Raw genomic sequence first — 22,582 nt, forward strand, 5'->3', positions numbered from 1 at the left:
TCGCCGATCAGCGCCGGACGGCGACGGCGAAGAGGTCGAGGCTGGCGTCGATGTCGACACCGTCCCGAGCGCGGTCGAGGATGGCGAAGTCGTCGGTGGCGACCGCGGCGACGTCGCTCGCGAGGTCATCGGGCCACGATTGGCCGGCCAGCGCACGATCGATCTGCGCGTCGATCAGCGAACCGCCCCACTTCTCGTCGAGGGTCACCAGTCGCGGTCCGTGATACACGCCGGAGATCGTCGGTACGTCGAACCCGCCGTCGGACAACAGTTGTGTCATCTCGGCGGCATCGAGTTCGCGGGTGTGGAACGGGTTGAGCGGGGTGTCGCGGCCAGGGGAGAAGGTGATGCGGTTCGGGGTGGAGATGAACAACCGACCCCCGGGTCGAAGCACGCGACGACATTCGGCGATGAACGCCGGCTGGTCCCAGAGATGCTCGATGACCTGAAAATTCACCACGACGTCGACGGATTCGTCGGCGAGTGGCAGATCGATCAGATTGCCCTGGTGCACAATCAGTCCCGGGTACCGGCGGCGGGTGTGCTCGACGGCGCTGGTGTCGTAGTCGACGCAGGTCACCGACCGCGCGCGGGTGGCGAGCATGGCCGCGCCGTAGCCCTCACCCGAGCCTGCCTCGAGCACGTCCATACCGGCACAGAGACCGAGGACGTGGGCGTACGCGATCTCGTGCCGCCGGAACCAGTAGTTCTCCTCGGCGATACCGGGGACGGTTCGCTCGCCCGTCAACGCGAGGGTCTCGTGTGACTCGCTCATCCCCACGAGACTAGTGCCCACCATCACGGCGATCGGAGGGTGTGCTCCCCAGATGGGCAGGCCGTCGCCGTCGCGCGGCGAGCGGCGGACTCGTCGGGGCGACCCAACGCCAAGGGCTTCGACGGCATCTCAGCGCGTCCGCCGCTCGCTCCGGGTTGCCCGGTTGCCCCTGTCGGCACGTTATGTGAGGTAGTCGATGTTTTGTGCTCACCGAGCTAACGCTAAAGTGGGGGAGACCGAACCCAACTTACTCGGCAGTAAGGTGGGAGAAACCGACGCAGGAGGTCGACGCAGACCCATGACAAACATTGTCGTTCTGATCAAGCAGGTTCCCGACACATGGTCCGAGCGCAAGCTTACCGACGGTGACTTCACCCTGGACCGCGAAGCCGCTGACGCCGTTCTCGACGAGATCAACGAGCGCGCGGTCGAGGAGGCCCTGAAGATCAAGGAAGCCGACGGTGGCGAGGTGACCGTGTTGACCGCGGGTCCCGAGCGTGCGACCGAGGCGATCCGCAAGGCGCTGTCGATGGGCGCCGACAAGGCCATCCACATCAAGGACGATCAGCTCCACGGCTCGGATGCGGTGCAGACCGCCTACGTCCTGGCGCGTGCGCTGGGCACCGTCGAGGGTGTCGAGCTCGTCATCGCGGGCAACGAGGCCACCGACGGACGGGTCGGCGCGATCCCCGCGATGATCGCCGAGTACCTGGAACTCCCGCACCTCACCCATCTGCGCAAGCTGACCCTGGAGGGCGAGACCCTCACCGGTGAGCGTGAGACTGACGACGGCATCTTCCACATCGAGGCGACGCTGCCGGCCATCGTGAGCGTCAACGAGAAGATCAACGAGCCGCGCTTCCCGTCCTTCAAGGGCATCATGGCTGCCAAGAAGAAGGAAGTTCAGGTCGTCACCCTCGCGGAGATCGACGTGGAGGCCACCGATGTGGGCCTCGAAAACGCCGGCACCGAGGTGACCGCATCGAATCCGAAGCCGCCGAAGACCGCAGGCGAGCGCGTCACCGACGAAGGTGACGGCGGTACCAAGGTCGCCGAATACCTGGTGTCGCAGAAGATCATCTAGTCCGCGCGGGCACTCAGAGCAACTGGCGATAAAAGAGACATTCAGGAGATAAAGAACATGGCTGAAGTACTTGTGCTCGTGGAGCAGGACGCCGAAGGCGCCCTGAAGAAGGTCACCAGCGAGCTGATCACGGCCGCGCGTGCCCTCGGCACCCCTGCGGCGGTCGTCGTGGGCAAGCCGGGATCGGCCGACGGCGTCATCGACGGTCTCAAGGAGGCCGGCGCGGAGAAGGTCTACGTCGCCGAGTCCGACGACGCTGCGGGCTACCTGGTCACCCCGCAGGTCGACGTCCTGGCATCGATCGCCGAGCAGGCGTCCCCGGCGGGCATCCTCGTCGCGGCGACCGCCGACGGCAAGGAGATCGCAGGCCGGCTGGGCGTGCGCCTGGGCTCGGGTGTGCTCGCCGACGTGGTCGATGTGCAAGAGGGCGGAGTGGGCATCCACTCCATCTTCGGTGGCGCATTCACCGTCGATGCCAAGGCCAAGGGCGACACCCCGGTCTTCTCGGTGCGTCCGGGTGGTGTCGAGGCAGCTCCGCAGGCCGGTGCCGGCGAGCGCGTCGACGTCGAGGTCCCGGCTCAGGCCGACGGCGTCGTCAAGATCACCAAGGTCGAGCCGAACGTCGGCGGCGATCGTCCGGAGCTGACCGAGGCGTCGATCGTGGTGTCCGGCGGACGTGGCGTCGGCAGCGCGGACAAGTTCTCCGTGGTCGAGGAACTCGCCGACTCGCTCGGTGCGGCCGTCGGTGCCTCGCGCGCCGCGGTCGACTCGGGTTACTACCCGGGCCAGTTCCAGGTCGGTCAGACCGGCAAGACCGTGTCGCCGCAGCTCTACATCGCGCTCGGCATCTCCGGTGCGATCCAGCACCGCGCAGGCATGCAGACCTCGAAGACGATCATCGCCGTCAACAAGGACGAAGAGGCGCCGATCTTCGAGATCGCCGACTACGGCATCGTGGGCGACCTGTTCAACGTCGCGCCGCAGCTGACCGAAGAGGTCAAGAAGCGCAAGTGATCTGATCAGTGGTGGCCCCGGCGTGTCGGTTCGACACGCCGGGGCCACCGTCGTTTGGGGCCGCGTTCATTCGCGGTCATCGACGTTCACCGGCCCAGAACCGACACGACACGTCGTCGTTGGCGCCCCGTCGTCCGTGCTGGATGTCATCGGGACATGACACTCGCGACCAGTCCGACCGCCGCGTTGACCGCATCCGGTCTCCCGACGAGACGGTCGGCCTCGGGAGCGATCGAAGCGCAGTGGGTCGCACCGGTCCAGCCGCCGGCGCGCCACGCCTGGTACCCCGCCAGCGGGTGCGGCGAGCACTGTCGGGAGCAGCCGTCGGTGGTGAACCTTGCGGTGGCGGTGACACGGATGGTCCGATTGATCGTCGTCGTGTGCTTCCTCGTCACATGCGGGCCACTGGTCGTCTTCGCCCCACGGCTACTGCGCAGGCGGCTCCTGAGCCGGGCGGCGCTGCACCTGCTGGCGGCCCTCGGTATCCGCGTTCGCGTCGACGACCGGCGCCCCTTCGCCGGATCGCTGCGGGGGCTGGTCGTCGCCAACCACATCTCGTATCTGGATCTTCTGGCGATCGCCGTGGTCAGCCCATCGCATTTCGTCGCCAAATCCGACGTGACAAAGATGCCGGTGATATCGGCACTGTCTCGGCGTCTCGGCGTCATCCCGGTGAATCGGGCGTCGCTCCGGGAGCTTCCGGCGACGGTGCGTAGTGCTGTCGACGAACTACATCGGGATCGATCGGTCGCCGTGTTCCCGGAGGGCACGACCTGGTGTGGCCGGGAGGCCGGCCGATTTCGTCCGGCGTTCTTCCAGGCCGCGATCGACGCCGGGGTGCCGGTGATCCCGATCCGACTCCGGTTCACCGGGTTGGACGGCTCGCCCAGCTCGGCCCGAGTTTCATCGGGAACGACACCCCGCTGGACACCTTGCGTCGCGTCGTGCGTGCGCGGGGACTGACGGTCCACGTCCGCGTGCACGAGTTGCAACTGCCCGACGCGGATCGCCGGACGCTGGCCATTCGGTGTGAGCGTCTGCTCTCGGCCTGACCGGCTCCCGCCCGCAAATGACGGCTCTACATATCTCATATATGTTGTAGCCGAGAGCCGGACGATCGTCCGGCGTCGCGATCAGCAACAGGAGGCGTTCGAGCCATGACTTCCGCACCAACACTGTCCCGCGCCGAGGCCCGAGCACGATTCACCGAGCTCCGATCGGCGACCGGCCTGGTCGACGACGCCGAACTCGACGCCGTGTGGGCAGCCCTCGACACCGTCCGGCCCGAGGAGATGTTCGGCGCGTGGAAGGGTGACGAGTTCACCACCGGGCACCCGGTCAACGGCATGCTCGGCAAGGCAGGGTGGTTCGGCAAGACCTTCACGTCGCGTTCCGATGTCCAGCCGCTGATCTGTCGCAATGACGACGGCGACCTCTTCTCCAACACCGAACTCGGCAAGGGTGAGGCCAGTCTGTGGTCCGTCGAGTTCCGCGGCGAGGTCACGGCATCGATGGTCTACGACGGGCAGGCCGTCATCGACCATTTCAAACGAGTCGACGACAACACCGTGATGGGCATCATGAACGGCAAGGCCGCCGTCATCGACGGCCGCCACCTGTACTTTCTGCTCGAACGGGTCTGAGGTTGCGGATCGACGCCGCGGTCGTCTCGGTGCCCGGCGGTCCGTTCGAGGTGTCTCCCGTCGAACTCGATTCGCCACAGGCCGGGGAGGTGTTGGTGCGGATTCGGGCGGTCGGGATCTGCCACACCGATCTGGGCATGCGTGCGACCTGGTCGAAACACCGTTGTCCGCAGGTGTTCGGCCACGAGGGCGCCGGTGTGGTCGAGGCCGTCGGGCCGGGGGTCACCCGGGTGCGACCGGGCCAGACCGTGTGCCTGACCTACCGGAGTTGCCGCAGTTGCAGGCAATGCCTTGCGGGGCATCCCGCATACTGCATTGCAGGACTCAACACCGCAGGGCGGCCGGACGGCACGCCGACGATCACTCGCGACGGCGAACCCGTCTTCGGCGGCTTCTTCGGGCAGTCGAGTTTCGCCACCTTTGCGATCACTCACGAGGACAACACGATTCCGGTGCCCGAGACGTTGTCGCCGGTCATCGCCGCGCCCCTCGGCTGTGGTGTGCAGACCGGTTACGGCACGGTGACCAGGGTCGTGCGTCCGGCAGCCGGCGCCACGCTGACCGTATACGGCGCGGGCAGTGTCGGCCTGTGTTCGGTGCTCGCCGCGGCCCGGGCAGGGGCGCGGGTGATCGCCGTCGATCCGATCGCCGGTCGACGCGCGCTCGCCGAGAAGTTCGGCGCGTGCGCGACCATCGATCCCACCTCGACCGACGATCTCGCTGCCGAGGTCATCGCATCGCACGGGCGTGGTACCGACCACGCGATCGACACGACCGCACGCCAGGATGTCTTCGCCGCGGCTGTCGCGGCAGCCGAGCCGCGGGGTGAGATCGCGCTCGTCGGGATCGGTCGTGCCCTCGAGTTCGACGTGATGTCGGTGTTGTACAAAGGCTTGTCGATCCGGGGAGTCATCGAGGGTGACGTGGTGCCGGACGAGGTCATCCCCGAACTCGCGGACCTGTACGCCGCCGGGCAGCTCCCGCTCGACGACCTCATCACCGTCTACCCGTTCGCGCAGATCAATCAGGCGGCGGCCGATTCGCTCGGCGGCGCGACGATCAAACCGGTCTTGCTCGTCGACGCCTGAGCGCCCGCAACCGCCGGTCGGCGCGGTGTGAGCGGCACCGCCCGATCCGCGGGAATTGGTCGGCGGTCTTCGCGCGTTTATCCTTGCAACGTCATGTCCATGCCTTCTCGAGCCCCGGTCTACCTCGACCATGCTGCGTCGACAGCGATGCTGCCCGACGCCGTCGAGGCGATGACCGCTGTCTTCGCGCAGCCGGGCAACGCGTCGTCGTTGCACGGTTCGGGTCGCTGGGCCCGCCGCAGGCTGGAAGAGGCGCGGGAGTCGATCGCCGCTTCGGTGGGCGCACGCCCCTCCGAGGTGATCTTCACCGGCGGTGGGACCGAGTCCGACAATCTCGCGCTCAAGGGCATCTACGCCGCACGCCGTCGAGAGCACCCCGAGCGGCGGCGGGTCGTCGTGTCGGCCGTCGAGCATCATGCGGTGCTCGACCCGGCCACCTGGCTTGCCGATGCCGCCGGCGCCGAACTGGTGATCGCCCCGGTCGACGCCGAGGGCTTCGTGTCACCGGCGTGGTTGCGGGCCGAACTGGAGGCGCACGCCGACGAGACCGCGGTGATCTCGATGATGTGGGCCAACAACGAAGTCGGGACAATCGAGCCGATCGCCGAGATCGCGGCCGTGGGTGCCGAGTTCGGGATCCCCGTGCATTCGGACGCGATCCAGGCCGTCGGCCACATCCCGGTCGATTTCGGGTCGAGCGGGCTTTCGGCGCTCAGCCTGGCAGCGCACAAGTTCGGTGGGCCGCAGGGAGTCGGCGCGCTGCTCCTGCGCCGCGACGTCGAGTGCGTGCCACTGCTGCACGGCGGCGGCCACGAGCGCGACGTCCGGTCGGGCACCCAGGACGTGGCAGGGGCCGTCGGCATGGCGACCGCGCTGCGACTGTCCGTCGAGCACATGCCGGCCGCCACCGAACACGTCGTCGAACTCCGGGACCGGCTGTTCGACACTCTCCTCGACGTACCGGACACGACCGTCAACGGGCCCCGCGACGACCGGCGGCTGCCCGGTAACGTCCATGTCTCCTTCGACGGATGCGAGGGCGACTCCCTGCTGATGCTGCTCGACGCCAACGGCGTCGAGTGCTCCACGGGGTCCGCCTGCACCGCGGGGGTGGCCCAGGCGAGTCATGTCCTGCTGGCGATGGGACTCGACGTCTCGACGGCCCGCGGTTCGCTGCGGTTCTCTCTGGCGCCGAGTTCCACGGCGGCCGATGTCGACGCGGTCGCCGAGGTGATCGGTCAGGTCGTCGACCGGGCACGCGCCGCGGGGCTCGTCTCGTCACCGACCGGGAAGGGACGCTGATGCGAGTATTGGCAGCGATGAGCGGGGGAGTCGATTCGTCGGTGGCCGCGGCCCGCGCGGTAGACGCCGGACACGACGTCGTCGGGGTGCATCTCGCCCTGTCGACCGCCCCCGGGGCCTTGCGTACCGGATCACGCGGCTGCTGTTCGCGCGAGGATGCCTCGGATGCCCGCCGGGTCGCCGATCTCCTCGGAATCCCTTTCTACGTCTGGGATTTCGCCGACCGGTTCAAAGACGACGTGATCGACGAGTTCGTCGACGCGTATGCCGCGGGCGAGACACCGAATCCGTGTCTGACCTGCAACGAGAAGATCAAGTTTGCCGCGCTCGCGCAAAAGGCCACGGCACTCGGCTTCGATGCGCTCGCGACCGGCCACTACGCCCGGCTCGACGACGGCGAACTGCGCCGCGCGGTCGACGAGGACAAGGATCAGTCCTACGTGCTCGCCGTGCTCACCGCCGACCAGCTGTCGCGCGCGATGTTCCCGGTGGGTGACACCCCGAAGGGCGAGATCCGCGCGGAGGCCGCACGACGCGGACTCGCGGTCGCCGAGAAGCCCGACTCGCACGACATCTGCTTCATCCCGACCGGCGACACCCGCGCGTTTCTCGGTGCCAACATCGGCATCCGGCCGGGTGCGGTGGTCGACGCCGACACCGGAGACCGGCTCGCCGAACACGACGGCGTCCACGGCTTCACGATCGGCCAGCGCAAGGGTCTCGGCATCGAGGCGCCGGCCGCCGACGGCAGGCCCCGATATGTGACAGAGATCGACCCGGAGTCGGGGACCGTCACAGTCGGCTCGGCGGCTCACCTCGACGTCTGGTCGATCACCGCACATCGCCCGGTCTGGACCGCCGGGACCGCGCCGACCGGGCCGTTCGAGGCGATGGTGCAGGTCCGTGCGCATGGCGGCCTGGCGCCGGTCGTCGCGACACCCGCCGTCCGCGACGGTCAGCCGGTCATCGAGATCGCCCTGTCGACACCGCTGACCGGGGTCGCCAGAGGGCAGGCCGCAGTGCTGTATCGGCCGGACTCACGGCACGGCGACCTCGTGCTGGGATCCGGACGCATCCTGACGACAGATTCTGATCCCGCCTCGGGTGCGCGTCACGCCCGGGTCGCGACCGGTCCGGGCGCGTGAGCGTCGCCGCGTGAGTCAACCGGAACCCGCGCTGCGCGGCGGCGTCGGAACCGGCATCGGTTCGATGCCGGGAACCGACCCGCGTGAGGCTGCCGCGGTCATCAACGGCGAACTGGACCTCGCCCACCTCGTCGAACTACCGAACCGGGGTGCCGGCGCCGACATGATCGGTCGGATGGCGGCTGTCCTCGTCGATCTGCCGATGGATGCCGGGACCTGGGGCTACCGGCTCGCGGCTCGCGGGTCGGCGATCTCGCGCCGCTCGCGGGACTTTCTGCGCGCCGATCTCGACGCCGTCGAAGAACTCTGGGACACAGCAGGTTTCCGCGGGACACGGCGTCCGTTCAAGATCCAGGTCTGCGGTCCCTTCACGGTGTCGGCCTCGGTGGAACTGCGTGCCGGACACAAGGTGTTGCGCGACCGCGGAGCGTGGCACGACGTGGTGGCCTCCACGGCGGAGGGGTTGCGCGAACTCGTCGGCGATGTCACCCGGCGGCTGGGGGCCGACGTGGTGGTGCAGCTCGACGAGCCGATGATCGGGCAGGTCATCGACGGAGCGGTCCGGCCCCTGACGCGTTTCGACACCATTCCTGCCGTGCCGGTGGCCGACGTCGCCGAGTCCCTGCGGGGGGTGGTCGAGCAGATCGGCCGTCCGACGATCGTGCACAGCTGTGCGGCGCCGCGCTGGGATCTCATCGACCGTCTCCGGGGCGTCGCCTGGTCGCTCGACGTGACCTCGCCCACCACCGCGGACCTCGACGGCATCGGCTCGCTGATCGACCGTGGTGACGTGCTGGTGGCCGGGGTGGTGCCCACCCTGGGCGACCGGGATCTACGCGCGGAGATCGTCGCCACGCGGCTCGCGGCGCTGACCGACCGGATCGGTCTTGACCGGAAAGTGTTGTCGCAGAATGTGATCGTCAGCCCGACCTGCGGTCTGTCCGGCGCCACTCCGGCGTGGGCGAGGACTGCGCTCGGCCTCTGCGCGGCCGCCGGCGAGTTGCTGGCAGCAGATCCGACAGCGCTGTAGGCCCCGCCCCACCGAAGGCCCGACTGCGCCCGACGCCCGTTCGGCGCAGGTCTGCACCCGCCTTCAGTCCGGCGTCGACAGCTTGGCGATCGATCGCTTGGGTGCGATCTGTCGGTAGCTGGCGTCGAGTAGTTCGCCGACCTCTGTCCAGTCCGATGTCTCGTCGAGGACCAGGCCCAGCCATCCGTACGGTCCCAGATACGCGGGCAAGAAGAACCGCGGGTCGTCGAGCAGTGCCGGACGTTCGGACTCCTCCGGGATGAACAGGAGGGACCGGTCGTGGCGCACCTTGGTGGCCTTGACGCTGCCGCCGTAGTTGCCGAACATCTTGCCGCACCGGAATGTCGGCCGGCCGTGGGCGATCACCTCGGTGGTATCGGGTAGGGCCAAGGCGATCCCCCGTACGCGGGCGAGGACGGGATCCGCGTCGTCGAACATGATCGGGTGCGGCATGGACCCAGGATAGGGCGGGTCGGCAGCGCGGTGGTGTCGGTCTGCTCCGATAGGCTCGATGTCGTGGCAGAAGAAGTCGGTACCACCGATCAGAGCGGCGACCTGCGCGAGGAGTGGACCGCGCTCGCCGACGAGATCCGCGATCACCAGTTCCGGTACTACGTCAAGGACGCGCCGATCGTCTCCGATGGCGAGTTCGACCGGCTGCTCCGCAAGCTGCAAGAACTCGAGGACGCGCACCCGGAACTGGCGACCCCCGACTCGCCGACCAAACTCGTCGGCGGAGGATTCTCCACCGCGTTCACCCCGGTCGACCACCTCGAGCGGATGTTGTCGCTCGACAACGTCTTCGATTCCGACGAGATGCGTGCCTGGGTCGACCGGGTGCAGGCGGAGACGGGCGCCGGGGTCGACTTCCTCTGTGAACTCAAGATCGACGGCGTCGCCCTGGCGCTCGTCTACACCGACGGCACGCTCACGCGTGCCGTCACCCGCGGCGACGGCCGCACCGGGGAGGATGTCACCCTCAATGCGCGCACCATCGACGACATCCCGAACCGGCTCACCGCATCCGACGACTTCCCGATCCCGCACGTGCTGGAGGTCCGCGGAGAGGTGTTCTTCCGCGGGGAGGACTTCGCGGCACTCAACGCCTCCCTGGTGGCAGACGGCAAGCCCCCGTTCGCGAATCCGCGTAACTCCGCTGCGGGGTCGCTGCGCCAGAAGAACCCCCAGGTGACGGCTCGACGCAGGCTGCGGATGATCTGTCACGGGATCGGCCACACCGAAGGGTGGCGACCGGCGTCGCTGCATGACGCCTACCTGGCGCTCGGCGCGTGGGGACTGCCGGTGTCCGACCACACCACCAAACTCGACGGTGCCGCGCAGATCCTCGACAAGATCGCCTACTGGGGCGAGCACCGGCACGACGTCGAGCACGAGATCGACGGAATCGTCGTCAAGGTCGACGACGTCACGTTCCAGCGCAGGCTGGGTGCGACGTCGCGGGCTCCGCGGTGGGCCATCGCGTACAAGTATCCGCCCGAGGAGGCGACCACCAAACTCCTCGACATCAAGGTCGGGGTGGGACGCACCGGACGTGTGACACCCTTCGCGTTCATGGAGCCGGTTCTGGTCGCCGGGTCGACGGTGTCCCGCGCGACGCTGCACAACGAGTCCGAGGTCAAACGCAAGGGCGTGCTGATCGGCGACACCGTCACCATCCGCAAGGCCGGTGACGTGATTCCCGAGGTCCTCGGTCCGGTCGTGGACGTCCGCGACGGGAGCGAACGCGAGTTCGCCATGCCGACGCACTGCCCGAGTGCGGTACCGAACTCCGGCCGGAGAAGGACAGCGACGCCGACATCCGTTGTCCCAACACGGAATCCTGCCCGGCGCAGCTGCGTGAACGACTGTTCCACCTGGCCGGCCGCGGTTCCTTCGACATCGAGGCCCTCGGTTACGAGGCCGCCACCGCGCTGCTGACATCCGGTGTGATCACCAACGAGGGCGACCTGTTCGGACTGACCGCCGACGATCTCGTCCGAACCGACCTCTTCACGACCAAGTCGGGATCCCTGTCCGCCAACGGAAAGCGGTTGATAGCGAATCTCGAGAACGCCAAGAAGGTTCCGCTCTGGCGGGTCCTGGTCGGCCTCTCCATCAGGCACGTCGGGCCCACCGCGGCCCGCGCGTTGGCCACCGAGTTCGGATCCCTGCAGGCGATCGAGGAGGCGAGCGCCGACGAGCTGGCCGAGGTCGAGGGGCTCGGCGCCACCCTCGCGCAGAGCATCAGGGACTGGTTCGCCGTCGACTGGCACCGGGATGTGGTCGAGAAGTGGCGTGCCGCAGGCGTTTCCATGGAGGACGAGCGTGACTCGTCGATCGCCCGGACCCTGGAGGGCAAGACGGTTGTGGTGACCGGTTCCCTGGAAGACTTCTCGCGTGACGGTGCCAAGGAGGCGATCTTGGTGCGTGGCGGCAAGGCGTCGGGGTCGGTGTCCAAGAAGACCGACTTCGTGGTGGTCGGTGATTCACCCGGCAGCAAGGCGGCCAAGGCCGAACAGTTGGGGGTGCCGGTCCTCGACGAGGACGGTTTCAAGCGTCTTCTCGAGACGGGAGATCCGGGTCAGGACTGACCGGTGAGGCCGCCCGTCGCCGGTCAACTGTCCGCGCGCAGCACCGTGCCCACGATCCCGGCGAGATAGCCGAGACGAGCCACCTCCGACGGGCGGAAATCGGGACCACCGATGCGGCCGAGCAGAATCGCCTTGTCCCCGTTGCCGAGTGGGGCCGCCGCCATGCGGGTGTCCATCTCCTTCCACGCATCGGGAACCCAATCGCCTTCGCCGTCGAGCTGTGCGGCGTCGCGCAACGGCAACCAGTCGACATGGGTCAGCGGGGTCTCCGGAGCGCCGGAACTGCCGAACAATTGCAGGACACCGCCACTGGCACCCGTCACCACCATGGCCCACGAGACGCGCAACACGCGCGGTGCGTTGTCGACGAGAACCTGCAGACGGTCGCGGCCGACCGTCGCGACCTGGTCCACGAGTTCGAGTTCCCGATGGGTGTCGAGGACACCCGAGTAGGGGCGGATCGAGTCCACACGGACACCCTTGACCTTCTCGGCGGCCGTGATCAGGGCGTCGGGCAGAGAGCCAGGGGACACCTCGACCACGAGGTCGTCGACGGCATATCCGTCGCCGCGTTCCACCACCTCGAGCGAGAGGATGTCGGCTCCCACCGAACCCAACTGGACCGCGAGCAGTCCGAGACTGCCCGGCCGGTCCTGGAGGTACACCCGCAGCAGGTAAGACACGCCCGCCATTGTCGCACCACCGGCGCACACGCGTGCGGTGAGGCGCCCGGCACCGGTCGCGGTGTCGGCGGACGGCAGGGCGCGACACCGCGGCTACGGCTCCGTGGCGCCGTTCCCATAGGCTGGTGGGCGGACCACGCACGACACGGCGAAAGGACCTGGCATGTCCAGCGGATCAGGGTCGGCGATCTCTCGGGAGGAGGTCGCGCATCTGGCTCGGCTGTCCCGGCTCGCGCTGACCGACGACGAACTCGACCAGTACGCGACGCAGCTCGATTCGATCCTGGCGCACGTCGCCCAGGTGTCCGAGGTGGCCGCCGACGACGTGCCGGGTACGGCGCACCCGGCCGCGTTGGCAAATGTGCTCCGTCCGGATGTGGAGACGCCCTGCCTGACCACCGAGCAGGCATTGTCGGGCGCACCGGCCGTGGAACAGGACCGGTTCGCGGTCCCGCAGATCCTGGGGGAGGAACAGTGACCGACGCATCACGGGCCGCAGGGGAGATCACCGGCCTCTCGGCTGCCGATCTCGCCGAGAAGATCGGCACCCGCGAGCTGTCCTCGGTCGAGGTCACCCAGGCCCACCTGGACCGGATCGCCGAGATCGACGATCGACTCGGCGCCTTTCTGCACATCAGCGGTGCAGAGGCACTGGTCGCGGCCAAGGCGGCCGATGACGCCATCGCGGCGGGCGACGCGCCGTCGCCGCTCGCCGGCGTCCCGATCGCGCTGAAGGACGTGTTCACCACTGTCGACGCGCCCACCACGTGCGGATCGAGAATCCTCGAAGGCTGGGTCTCCCCGTACGATGCGGCCGTCACAGAGCGACTCCGCGGCGCCGGTATGCCGATTCTCGGCAAGACCAACATGGACGAGTTCGCGATGGGCAGTTCGACGGAGAACTCGGCCTATCAGGTCACCAGAAACCCCTGGAACACCGACAAGATCCCGGGAGGATCCGGTGGGGGCAGTGCGGCGGCGCTCGCGTCGTATCAGGCACCCCTGGCCATCGGCACCGACACCGGCGGCTCGATCCGCCAGCCGGCCGCGGTCACCGCCACGGTCGGCGTGAAGCCGACCTACGGGACCGTGTCGCGCTACGGACTCGTGGCCTGCGCGTCGTCGCTCGACCAGGGTGGCCCCTGTGGGCGGACCGTGCTCGACACGGCGCTGTTGCACGCCGTGATCGCCGGACACGACAAGCGTGACTCGACGTCGATCGACGCGCCCGTGCCAGATGTGGTCGCGGCAGCCGAGTTCGGTGCGCAGCAAGATCTTTCGGGCGTCAAGATCGGTGTGGTCACCGAACTCCAGGGCGAGGGCTACCAAGCGGGCGTGCTGGACTCGTTCCGGGCGGCCCTGCAAGTGCTCACCGACCGTGGCGCCGAGGTCGTCGAGGTGTCGTGCCCGCACTTCAGCTACGCGCTCGGTGCCTACTACCTGATCCTGCCGTCGGAGGTGTCGTCGAATCTCGCGCGTTTCGACGCCATGCGCTACGGGCTCAGGGTCGGCGACGACGGCAAGCACAGTGCCGAAGAGGTCATGGCGTTGACCCGCGACCAGGGTTTCGGTCCGGAGGTCAAGCGCCGCATCATGATCGGCACCTACGCGCTGTCGTCCGGGTACTACGACGCCTACTACGGCCAGGCCCAGAAGGTGCGGACCCTGATCGCCCGTGATTTCGCCGAGGCCTTCGAGAAGGTCGACGTGCTGGTGTCGCCGACCACCCCGACGACGGCATTCGACCTGGGCGAGAAGGTCGATGACCCGCTGGCGATGTATCTGTTCGATCTCTGCACGTTGCCGGTGAACCTGGCCGGTGTCGGTGCGATGTCGGTGCCGTCGGGGCTCTCCGCCGACGACGGGATGCCGGTGGGCCTGCAGATCATGGCGCCGGCGCTCGCCGACGACCGGCTCTACCGCGTGGGTGGCGCCTACGAGGCCGCCCGCGGGCCCGTGAGCTGACGGTCACCCGGACCCCTCAGACGTCGTGGACATACTCGACGACTGCTCCTGACCGTATCGATGTCCCACGCCCGGAGCGCCGTCGAGCGAGCCGAGCAGGTCGGTGCTCGTCTGGAGGAAGCCGACCAGCGGTAGCCACGGCGGGTGACGGACGGGCCGGCCGATGACGACCGTGCCCTGCGGTTGCCGGGACGGGCGCCAGATCAGGGACGGCGCCCACCGCGGGATCGGATCGGATGCGTTCGTGAGCACGACCCGCCGAGCGCCTGGCCCGGGCTGGTCGCCGACGGCATCGCCGGGAACCCCGGCAAGCAACGTCTCGGTGACCGCACCAGGCCGATGCGCGCCGGCCCAGACCCGGGCGTCCTCGGCGCCGATGGCGCCCAGGCTCTGTCCGTAGAGATAGATCTGTGGCCGTCGGTTCGGCGGCCGCGACTCGGTGCGTCCGATCACTTCGTCGAGTAGCGCGATCGCGTTCCGGCCGGCTGCCGAGCGGTCACCGACGAAGGCCCGCCACGACGGCACCTGGGCGTACTGACCGGCGAGAATCGCGACATCTCCGGCGAATCGGTTTGTGTAACCCGCCACCGCGCTGGCATCGACCCACCCGGAACCGGTCGGCACGGCGATCACCACGGCCCGGAGGTCGAGCCCTCCCGCGAGCACCCACCGATCTGCGAGATCTCGACTGCGATCGGGGAGCGATGCACCGTCGTCGACGCCGTAGATCACACCGGTCGGAGTGCGGGGCGGTGACGGTGGATCCGCCTGCGCCGCGGGGAGGTATCCCGCGGCCACCGCCACCACCGTGGCACCGATCATCGCGGTGATCCGGGGCAGCGACACGATGGCCGTGAAAAGCAGGGTGGCAGGGGCCACGGCTGCGCCCAGCCAGCTCACGCCGACCAACGGTGCACCCAGGTCGGTGCGGAGCGCGTTCTGCCACGACAGGCTGACCAGAGCCATGCAGACCAGGACACCGGCCGCTCCGGCGACGGCGGCGACGGCCGCCGCGGGACGCACGGTGCGTCGCCGGGTGGCCACAAGTGCTGCGGTCGTTGCGATTCCCACACACAGTGCGGTGAGGATGCCCGAGATGATCCCGGACCGGGGGAGCCCACACGGCCAGAGCGCAATCACCGCGCCCAGTGACGCCGCGATCGACACGGCGGGATGGGGAGGGGAGAAGATGGTGGCTCGTCGTGGGTACCGCACCGGCCCGGATGGGGGTGCGGGCGCGATCATCGCTCGGTATCGGCTCGTCGGTCGAGGAGGTCGGCCCACCCGCGTCCGACCCCGGACGACACGATCTGTGTGGCGGACTCGACCGCGGTGGGCGGTCCGTCGTACTGGCGCCAGGTGTTGAGGCGGAGCCCGAGCTCGGTCGCGGTGGCGGCGGCATCACAGAACGGCGAGGTGCAGGACGCGTGCATCCGGTCGACGAGCATCTGGTCCAGGCGCAGGCGGGCCCATCCGCCCAGTGGATGCCCGGTCTCCGCGGCGAATCGCAGTACGTCGTAACCGAAATCGTGGGACCGGCACAGGACTTCGAACCTGCGCGGGAGGGTCACCGGGGAGGAACAACCGCCCCTCGGATTGACCGGATAGCCGGCGACGATCTGCGGCCGGTAACCGAGATCCGCGGTGAACTGCTTCGGCAACTCGCGGGCGGCGCGATCGGGGTGACCGGATGTGAGGTCCCACACCAATCGACCCGCCGGTGTGGCCAGATCGGCGGGCGTGGGTGGGAAGTTCGTCCGAGCGGTGCCCGGCGCGCCGGTTTCCGACGACGACCGCGCGTCCGACGCTCCGAAGCCGAGGCCCAGAATCGTTGTGGCCGCGGCGATGAGAATGAGGATGACCAAGCTCCGGCGCCCTGGGGGCCGGTCGTTTCTGTGTTTTCTCATGGCGTCGAAGTTACGAATCCACGGCACTATGCCACATCGGCCTTAACGGTGAATAAGTCACCGTCGCATGGTCGGGCACCGATGGAAGACCCTGCCCCGGATGGGGGAGGAGGCAATCCCTCTCGAGTATGAGGACGTGCGAGGTCGGGCCGCCTACCGTGGACAGTCGAGGTGATGAGAATGTTCCGACGAACGAAGTCGTTGATCGGCACTGCCGGGACGGCGGCGGTGCGTGAGATCCGGGGTCTGCCGGCCGCCCAGGACCCGGCGGTCCGCCGGTACTTCGCGTCGCGCGCCAACTGGTTCTTCCTCGCGGCCGCCGTGGTCCTCTACTCGGTTTCGTGGCCGACGCTGCCGATCACCCACTCGGTGCCGCCCTATGCGATGCCGGTGGTCGCGGCATTCGCGGCCTTCCCGGTGGCGCTCGCGTGGTCGGCGCCGCTGATCGGATGGGCCGTCTCGGTGGTGTCGGCACAGATGATCGGCATCCTGGTGCCGACCGTCGACGGGTGGCAGTGGTCGATTCAGGTGACCCACCTGATCGCGTTGCTGGTACTGACGTTCTTCGCTTACGTCCGTTGTTCGTTGCGATGGATTCCCGTCATCTGGGTCTGCACCGCCATCGTCTTCGCGATCGCGGCGCCGCCGGGGGCCCGGGCCGGATGGGTGTTCGGTCTCACGTTCCTCGCGGTGGTGGTTGCCCTGATGCGCTTTCTCACCCGCTCGCGCCGCCAGCTCGCCGAGAGTGCCGAACAGACGCAGCTCGTGGAATCCCAGAAGGCGATCCTGCAAGAACGGACGCGAATTGCGCGGGACCTCCATGATGTTGTGGCACACCGGATGTCGGTGGTCGTGGTGATGGCGCAGACCGCGCGGTACCGACTCGCGGACGTGAGCGACGAGGCCGCGGCGGAGTTCGAGGCGATCGCGGTATCCGCACGTACATCCCTCGACGAGGTGCGTCAGTTGCTCGGTGTGCTCCGCACGGACGGCGAAGTGCTGTCGACGCCGAACCCTGGCCTCGGTGACCTCGGCGGGTTGGTGATGCAGACGAGGATGACGGGCGCCGTCGTCGACCTGTCCGCCTCGGTCGAACCGAACAGCATCGGTGAGGCGTCCAGCCTGGTCATCTACCGCATCGTGCAGGAGAGTCTGGCCAACGCCACCCGACACGCACCGGGCGCCCGGATCGAGGTGCGGATCGCACCCGTCGGTGACGGGACCACCGAGATCGAGGTACGCAATTCCGTACCGACGTCGGAACCGGTCCGCCTTCCCGGCCCGGGCACCGGGATCCCCGGCATGATCGAACGAGCCGCCGCGGTAGGAGGAGTTCTGACCACCGAGCCCACCGACGACGGGGGCTTCGTGGTCCGCGCTGTCATTCCCGATCACGGTGGGCAGACCGTCGGTGTCAGTGCGTCGACGTTCCATGCGAGCGCATAGGCTCGGTCTGTGGCTCTCACCGTGGTGGTCGTCGACGACCAGGCGATGGTGCGTCAGGGTTTCTCCGCCCTGCTCGCCGCGCAATCCGACATCTCGGTTCTCGGCGACGCCGCCGACGGCGTGGAAGCCGTCGAACTCTGTGCGCGCGTGCGGCCGGACGTGGTCCTGATGGATGTCCGGATGCCGCGAAAAGACGGCCTACGCGCCGCCGAGGAGATCCTGCGATCCGCATCGCGGCCCACCGACGGGACCCCCACCCGCGTGCTCATGTTGACCACTTTCGACATCGACGACTACGTCTACGAGGCGTTGCGCATCGGTGCGTCGGGTTTCATGCTCAAAGACGCCCCGGCCGACGAACTGGTACGGGCGGTGCGTGTGGTCGCGGCGGGCGAGGCCTTGCTCGCGCCCTCGATCACCCGACGACTCATCGCGGAGGTGACCTCACGCCGGGCGCGGGCGCCGCGCAACGCCGCCGTCGAACACCTCACGCCGCGAGAGCGAGAGGTCCTGGAACTGGTCTCGGACGGCAAGTCGAACGGCGAGATCGCCGGTGACCTGTTTGTCTCCGAGCAGACGGTGAAGACGCATGTCAGCAGCGTGCTGGGCAAACTGGGCCTGCGCGACCGGGCACAAGCGGTGGTGTTCGCCTACGAGAACGGGCTCAAGTGACGAACCCGCCTTCCGGCGGACGCAGCGCCGGGGACATACGACGTCCGGCGGATGATCGGCGCGCCCACTAGATTGAGTGACGTACGCATGACGTCGGTCGGCATGGAGGTCCCCGGGTATGGCCAAGAGGTTCGGCATTCTCACCAGCGGCGGCGACTGTCCCGGACTGAACGCGGTGATCCGCGGTGCGGTGCTCAAGGGTGAAACCGTCTATGGCCATGAGTTCGTCGGCTTCAAGGACGGTTGGCACGGCCTCGTCTACGGCGACATCCTCGAATTGGACCGCGCTCATGTCCGTGGTCTTTCGCACGAGGGCGGAACGATCCTGGGCACCAGTCGTTTCGGTCCGTATCAGGAACCCGACGGTGGACCGGACGCCATCAAGAAGGTGCTGAAGAACCTAGGCATCGACGGCGTCATCGCGATCGGGGGTGAGGGCACCGCGTCGGCATCGAAGAGGCTCTACGAGGACGGCATCAACATCGTCGGGGTACCGAAGACGATCGACAACGACCTCGATGCGACCGACTACACCTTCGGCTTCAACACCGCGGTGGAGATCGCCACCGAGGCCATCGACCGCCTCCGCACGACCGGCAACTCCCACAAGCGCTGCATGGTCTTGGAGGTGATGGGCCGTCATGCGGGGTGGATCGCCCTCTATTCGGGCATCGCGGGCGGTGCGCACGCGATCCTGATCCCGGAGCAGCCGGAGAGTCTCGACCAGGTCTGTGCGTGGGTGACCAGTGTCAAGAACCGTGGACGTGCACCGATGGTGGTGGTCGCGGAGGGGTTCAAGCTGCCCGATATGGATCAGGCCTACTCCGACAAGGGTCTCGACGGCTTCAACCGGCCCCGTTTGGGCGGCATCGGCGAGGTGCTGGCACCTCTGATCCAGGAACGCACCGGAATCGAGACCCGGTCCACGGTGCTCGGCCACATCCAGCGGGGCGGCGTTCCGACCGCCTTTGACCGCGTGCTGGCGACCCGACTCGGCATGGCGGTCACCGATCTCTGCGCCGACAAGGGCTGGGGCAAGATGGTCGCGCTCCGCGGCACCGACATCGTGCACGTCGACTTCGCCGATGCCCTCGCCAACGAGAAGGCGGTGCCGTCCGCCCAGTATCAGGAGATCCGCGTCATCTTCGGGTGACGGTCAGAGGGTCGAGGGCGGGTAGCTGATCGGGGCCGCCGTCGCAGGTAGCTGGGCGACCGGCTCGCGAGGGATGACGAGCCAGAGCACGATGTACAGCAGCACCTGGGGTCCGGGCAGCAAGACCGACGCGACGAACAGGACGCGGATGAGCGTGGCGTCCCAGCCGAAGCGCTGGGCGATGCCACCGCACACCCCGCCGAGCCAGGCGTCGTCGCGAGACCGCATCAGTCGGGTGGTGGCAGGTTCGGGAGTGGTCATCGGGTTTCCTTTCTGGTGATCCCGACGCTACGCACGCCGGCACCTGCCGGCATCGGGGATGACCCTGACCTCGACCCCCGTTCCGACGCGCGCGTTCACCGACCCAGGCGGTCCCGGGTTCGACGGAGCAATAAGATGGACGCCATGACTGCCGCTGCCACTGAACTGCTCGACTACGACCAGGTCATCGCGGATTTCGATCCGGTCATGGGCCTCGAGGTGCACGTGGAACTCGGGACCGTGACCAAGATGTTCTGCGGCTGCCCGACCACATTCGGCGCCGATCCCAACACCCAGGTGTGTCCCGTGTGCATCGGTCTGCCCGGCGCGCTGCCGGTGGCCAACCTGAAGGCCATCGAGTCGGCGATCCGGATCGGTTTGGCGCTGAACTGTTCGATCCGGCCATCGAGTGTGTTCGCGCGGAAGAACTACTTCTATCCGGATCAGCCGAAGAACTATCAGATCTCCCAGTACGACGAGCCGATCGCCTATGAGGGGTACCTGGAGGTCCTCCTCCCCGACGGCACGCCCTGGCGCGTCGAGATCGAACGCGCGCACATGGAGGAGGACACCGGCAAGTCACTGCATGTCGGAGGCTCCGGCCGTATCCACGGGGCCAGCCATTCGTTGCTGGACTACAACCGCGCAGGCGTCCCGTTGGTCGAGATCGTGACCAAACCCATCGTCGGAGCGGGCGAGCGGGCACCCGAGGTGGCCCGGGCATACGTGTCGGCCCTGCGCGATCTGCTCAAGGCGCTCGGGGTGTCCGATGTGCGGATGGATCAGGGGTCGCTGCGCTGCGACGCCAACGTGTCGTTGATGCGTAAGGACGCGGGACAGTTCGGCACTCGTACCGAGACCAAGAATGTGAACTCACTCAAGAGCGTCGAGATCGCCGTGCGCCACGAGATGCGCCGTCAGGCGGCGATTCTCGAGGCAGGAGGTGAGATCGTGCAGGAGACCCGGCATTTCCACGAGGTGGACGGCACCACGTCGGCGGGCCGCCGTAAGGAGACCGCCGAGGACTATCGCTACTTCCCGGAGCCCGATCTGCCTCCGGTGCAACCGGATCCGTCATGGATCAAGGAGCTGAGCACCACTCTGCCGGAGATGCCGTGGGTGCGGCGCGCGCGGATTCAACAGGAGTGGGGAGTCTCCGACGAGGTGATGCGTGATCTCGTCAACGTCGGAGCCGTGGACCTCATCATCGAGACCGTCGAAGCGGGGGCGAGCCCGGAGGCCGCCCGCGGGTGGTGGGTCTCGTTCCTTGCACAGCAGGCCAACACCCGGGCTGTCGAACTCGCCGAGCTGTCGATCTCGCCGGCCCAGGTGGCGACCGTCATCGGCCTGGTCGACGCGGGCAAGCTGACCAACAAGCTCGCTCAGCAGGTCGTGGTGGCGGTGCTCGACGGCGAGGGCGAGCCGGAGCAGGTCGTCGCCGATCGCGGGCTCGAGGTGGTCCGCGACGACTCAGCACTCCAAAAGGCGGTCGACGAGGCGCTGGCCGCCAATCCCGACATCGCCGACAAGATCCGTGGCGGCAAGGTACAGGCGGCCGGGAAGATCGTCGGTGACGTCATGAAGGCCACCCGTGGTCAGGCCGATCCGGCGCGTGTGAAGGAGCTCGTGATCGCCGCCTGCTCCTGACGATGTCGTGGTCTGCACATCCGCGATGGACGAGTGCGGACCACGTCATCGTCGTCGGTGGTCTCGTCCCCTCGATCAGGTGCGATCCTCGGTGGACGACGGCGGCAGCCACTTCACCACTCGATCGTCGGTGCCCACGGGTTTTCCGTACTGCTTGTTGACCGTCGCGAACTGAAGGATGCCGTTCTGCAACGCGACCATTCGGCCGAGTGCCCCGTACCGCTTCTCGAGCACCACCGCCGGCGGGGTGATGGCCGGCTTCTGCCGCGTCGGTTCGTTGATCGCCTCGATGTGCTGCGTCCGTGTGGTCGAGACGAAGATCGCGCCCGATGTCACGGCGCAGCCGGCGATCTGCGGATGATCCGGCCAGGTCCAGAGCACCTTCGGTCCCGACGGTTCGAGGACTTGCACGCGATCCTCCGCCGCCGTCCGGTCGGCGAAATACAGCGTCCCCGACGTGGTGCTCGGGCACAGTGACACGTTGGTGCCGAGTCCCGAGGCCAGCGTGCGCGGCCGCGGATTGGCACCCGAACCCAGCGAGGTGACCGACAAGATCTTCCCTGCCAGCGACGACGGGCTCGCGGCCGCGGCCGGGTCGCCGGCATTGCCGGTCGCCACGACCAGTTCGGACGGGTTCCGGAAGTACATCGCGCCCATGTTCCCGTTGGCGCCCTTGGGTATACCCGTCAGGATCGGTTTCGGTACGTCGCCGGGCGCGATGCGCACGACGCGATTGTCGGAAGCGGTGGTGATCAGTGCGTAGATCAACCGGTCCTGGGCATAGGTGGGGGAGAACGCGAAGTCGATCAGACCGCCGTCGCCTGACGCATCGACCGGGACAGTCGCCAGAACACGCTGCGGCCCATAGCGTTTGGTGGTGATGATCTTGCCTGTCGTCCGTTCGGCGACGACCGTGACGTCACCCTTGTCGTCACCGGGCATGATCCCCGCTGTCGACGCCAGGCACGTCGCGATCACGGCGGGGTCCGGATCCACGCAGGGGCCCGGTGGTGGGGGGATGGGCGGTTCGGCGGGTGTCGGGGGCGGCGTCTGCTTCTTCTGCTGCGACTCGTTGTTGGCGCTGAAGGCGCCCGCGTCCTTCTCACGGTCCTGAGCCGAGAAGTCGGCGCACCCGCTGATCATCGCCAGCACCGCGAGAATCGCGACGACGGCTCC

General features: G+C 68.0%; 21 protein-coding genes and 1 pseudogene. 15 read left to right on the forward strand and 7 right to left on the reverse strand.

Annotated elements, in window-relative coordinates:
* Positions 1–7 precede the first annotated feature (7 nt).
* Positions 8–775 (reverse strand): class I SAM-dependent methyltransferase, encoded by a 768-nt coding sequence (locus tag GTV32_RS01040; protein ID WP_237421463.1) that lies wholly within the window; start codon positions 773–775, stop codon positions 8–10.
* 298 nt (positions 776–1,073) lie between these two features.
* Between GTV32_RS01040 and GTV32_RS01045 the strand changes: the two genes are divergently transcribed.
* From GTV32_RS01045 to GTV32_RS01080, 8 genes are all read left to right on the forward strand, one after another.
* A complete protein-coding gene (locus GTV32_RS01045; protein ID WP_161058582.1) occupies positions 1,074–1,859 on the forward strand; it encodes an electron transfer flavoprotein subunit beta/FixA family protein in 786 nt (261 codons plus the stop codon).
* Between the two features lie 57 nt (positions 1,860–1,916).
* Positions 1,917–2,873 (forward strand): electron transfer flavoprotein subunit alpha/FixB family protein, encoded by a 957-nt coding sequence (locus GTV32_RS01050; protein WP_161058583.1) that lies wholly within the window; start codon positions 1,917–1,919, stop codon positions 2,871–2,873.
* 156 nt (positions 2,874–3,029) lie between these two features.
* Positions 3,030–3,836 (forward strand): lysophospholipid acyltransferase family protein, encoded by an 807-nt coding sequence (locus tag GTV32_RS01055; RefSeq protein ID WP_343287171.1) that lies wholly within the window; start codon positions 3,030–3,032, stop codon positions 3,834–3,836.
* A 194-nt stretch (positions 3,837–4,030) separates the two neighbouring features.
* Entirely contained in the window at positions 4,031–4,516 is a 486-nt protein-coding gene (locus GTV32_RS01060) for a DUF4334 domain-containing protein (protein WP_161058584.1), read from the forward strand.
* 2 nt (positions 4,517–4,518) lie between these two features.
* Positions 4,519–5,604, forward strand: a complete 1,086-nt coding sequence (locus GTV32_RS01065) for an NAD(P)-dependent alcohol dehydrogenase (protein ID WP_161058585.1) — start codon at positions 4,519–4,521, stop codon at positions 5,602–5,604.
* Between the two features lie 99 nt (positions 5,605–5,703).
* Positions 5,704–6,906, forward strand: a complete 1,203-nt coding sequence (locus GTV32_RS01070) for a cysteine desulfurase family protein (protein WP_202421536.1) — start codon at positions 5,704–5,706, stop codon at positions 6,904–6,906.
* Complete coding sequence (mnmA, locus tag GTV32_RS01075) at positions 6,906–8,051, forward strand: tRNA 2-thiouridine(34) synthase MnmA (protein WP_161058587.1); 1,146 nt, start codon at positions 6,906–6,908, stop codon at positions 8,049–8,051. The genes GTV32_RS01070 and mnmA overlap by 1 nt, the downstream gene beginning before the upstream one ends.
* Positions 8,052–8,061: 10 nt before the next feature.
* Positions 8,062–9,081 carry a vitamin-B12 independent methionine synthase gene (locus GTV32_RS01080; RefSeq protein ID WP_343287172.1) on the forward strand — a complete coding sequence of 340 codons (1,020 nt, stop codon included), beginning with the start codon at positions 8,062–8,064 and terminating at the stop codon, positions 9,079–9,081.
* 63 nt (positions 9,082–9,144) lie between these two features.
* On the opposite strand, the gene GTV32_RS01085 is transcribed toward GTV32_RS01080, so the two are convergent.
* The gene (locus GTV32_RS01085) at positions 9,145–9,534 is read right to left on the reverse strand and encodes an MmcQ/YjbR family DNA-binding protein (protein WP_161058588.1); all 390 of its coding nucleotides are present in this window, start codon (positions 9,532–9,534) and stop codon (positions 9,145–9,147) included.
* Between the two features lie 63 nt (positions 9,535–9,597).
* On the opposite strand from GTV32_RS01085, the pseudogene ligA reads away from it, so the two are divergent.
* A pseudogene (ligA, locus tag GTV32_RS01090) lies at positions 9,598–11,672 on the forward strand (NAD-dependent DNA ligase LigA).
* 23 nt (positions 11,673–11,695) lie between these two features.
* Here ligA and GTV32_RS01095 read toward each other — a convergent pair.
* The gene (locus GTV32_RS01095; RefSeq protein WP_161058589.1) at positions 11,696–12,364 is read right to left on the reverse strand and encodes an amino acid-binding protein; all 669 of its coding nucleotides are present in this window, start codon (positions 12,362–12,364) and stop codon (positions 11,696–11,698) included.
* A gap of 154 nt (positions 12,365–12,518) precedes the next feature.
* Here GTV32_RS01095 and gatC point away from each other — a divergent pair, with 154 nt between their 5' ends.
* A complete protein-coding gene (gene gatC, locus GTV32_RS01100) occupies positions 12,519–12,833 on the forward strand; it encodes an Asp-tRNA(Asn)/Glu-tRNA(Gln) amidotransferase subunit GatC (RefSeq protein WP_161058590.1) in 315 nt (104 codons plus the stop codon).
* Complete coding sequence (gene gatA, locus GTV32_RS01105; protein WP_161058591.1) at positions 12,830–14,320, forward strand: Asp-tRNA(Asn)/Glu-tRNA(Gln) amidotransferase subunit GatA; 1,491 nt, start codon at positions 12,830–12,832, stop codon at positions 14,318–14,320. The genes gatC and gatA overlap by 4 nt, the downstream gene beginning before the upstream one ends.
* 3 nt (positions 14,321–14,323) lie before the next feature.
* On the opposite strand, the gene GTV32_RS01110 is transcribed toward gatA, so the two are convergent.
* A complete protein-coding gene (locus GTV32_RS01110) occupies positions 14,324–15,565 on the reverse strand; it encodes an alpha/beta-hydrolase family protein (RefSeq protein WP_161058592.1) in 1,242 nt (413 codons plus the stop codon).
* Positions 15,562–16,185 (reverse strand): hypothetical protein, encoded by a 624-nt coding sequence (locus GTV32_RS01115; RefSeq protein ID WP_202421537.1) that lies wholly within the window; start codon positions 16,183–16,185, stop codon positions 15,562–15,564. The genes GTV32_RS01110 and GTV32_RS01115 overlap by 4 nt, the downstream gene beginning before the upstream one ends.
* Positions 16,186–16,407: 222 nt before the next feature.
* Here GTV32_RS01115 and GTV32_RS01120 point away from each other — a divergent pair, with 222 nt between their 5' ends.
* The 3 genes from GTV32_RS01120 (at position 16,408) to GTV32_RS01130 (ending at position 19,498) form a co-directional block, all read left to right on the forward strand.
* Positions 16,408–17,673: a histidine kinase gene (locus tag GTV32_RS01120; RefSeq protein WP_161058593.1), complete on the forward strand. Its 1,266-nt coding sequence runs from the start codon at positions 16,408–16,410 to the stop codon at positions 17,671–17,673.
* Between the two features lie 9 nt (positions 17,674–17,682).
* Complete coding sequence (locus GTV32_RS01125; RefSeq protein WP_161058594.1) at positions 17,683–18,345, forward strand: response regulator transcription factor; 663 nt, start codon at positions 17,683–17,685, stop codon at positions 18,343–18,345.
* Positions 18,346–18,463: 118 nt separating this feature from the next.
* Positions 18,464–19,498 (forward strand): 6-phosphofructokinase, encoded by a 1,035-nt coding sequence (locus tag GTV32_RS01130; protein WP_161058595.1) that lies wholly within the window; start codon positions 18,464–18,466, stop codon positions 19,496–19,498.
* 3 nt (positions 19,499–19,501) lie between these two features.
* On the opposite strand, the gene GTV32_RS01135 is transcribed toward GTV32_RS01130, so the two are convergent.
* Complete coding sequence (locus GTV32_RS01135) at positions 19,502–19,759, reverse strand: PspC domain-containing protein (protein ID WP_161058596.1); 258 nt, start codon at positions 19,757–19,759, stop codon at positions 19,502–19,504.
* A gap of 144 nt (positions 19,760–19,903) precedes the next feature.
* On the opposite strand from GTV32_RS01135, the gene gatB reads away from it, so the two are divergent.
* Positions 19,904–21,406, forward strand: a complete 1,503-nt coding sequence (gene gatB / locus GTV32_RS01140) for an Asp-tRNA(Asn)/Glu-tRNA(Gln) amidotransferase subunit GatB (RefSeq protein ID WP_161058597.1) — start codon at positions 19,904–19,906, stop codon at positions 21,404–21,406.
* 75 nt (positions 21,407–21,481) lie between these two features.
* Here the strand turns inward: gatB and GTV32_RS01145 are convergent, their stop codons facing one another.
* Complete coding sequence (locus GTV32_RS01145; protein ID WP_237421636.1) at positions 21,482–22,549, reverse strand: PQQ-dependent sugar dehydrogenase; 1,068 nt, start codon at positions 22,547–22,549, stop codon at positions 21,482–21,484.
* Positions 22,550–22,582: the final 33 nt, after the last annotated feature.

This window comes from Gordonia sp. SID5947 (genome assembly GCF_009862785.1).
GTDB lineage: Bacteria > Actinomycetota > Actinomycetes > Mycobacteriales > Mycobacteriaceae > Gordonia.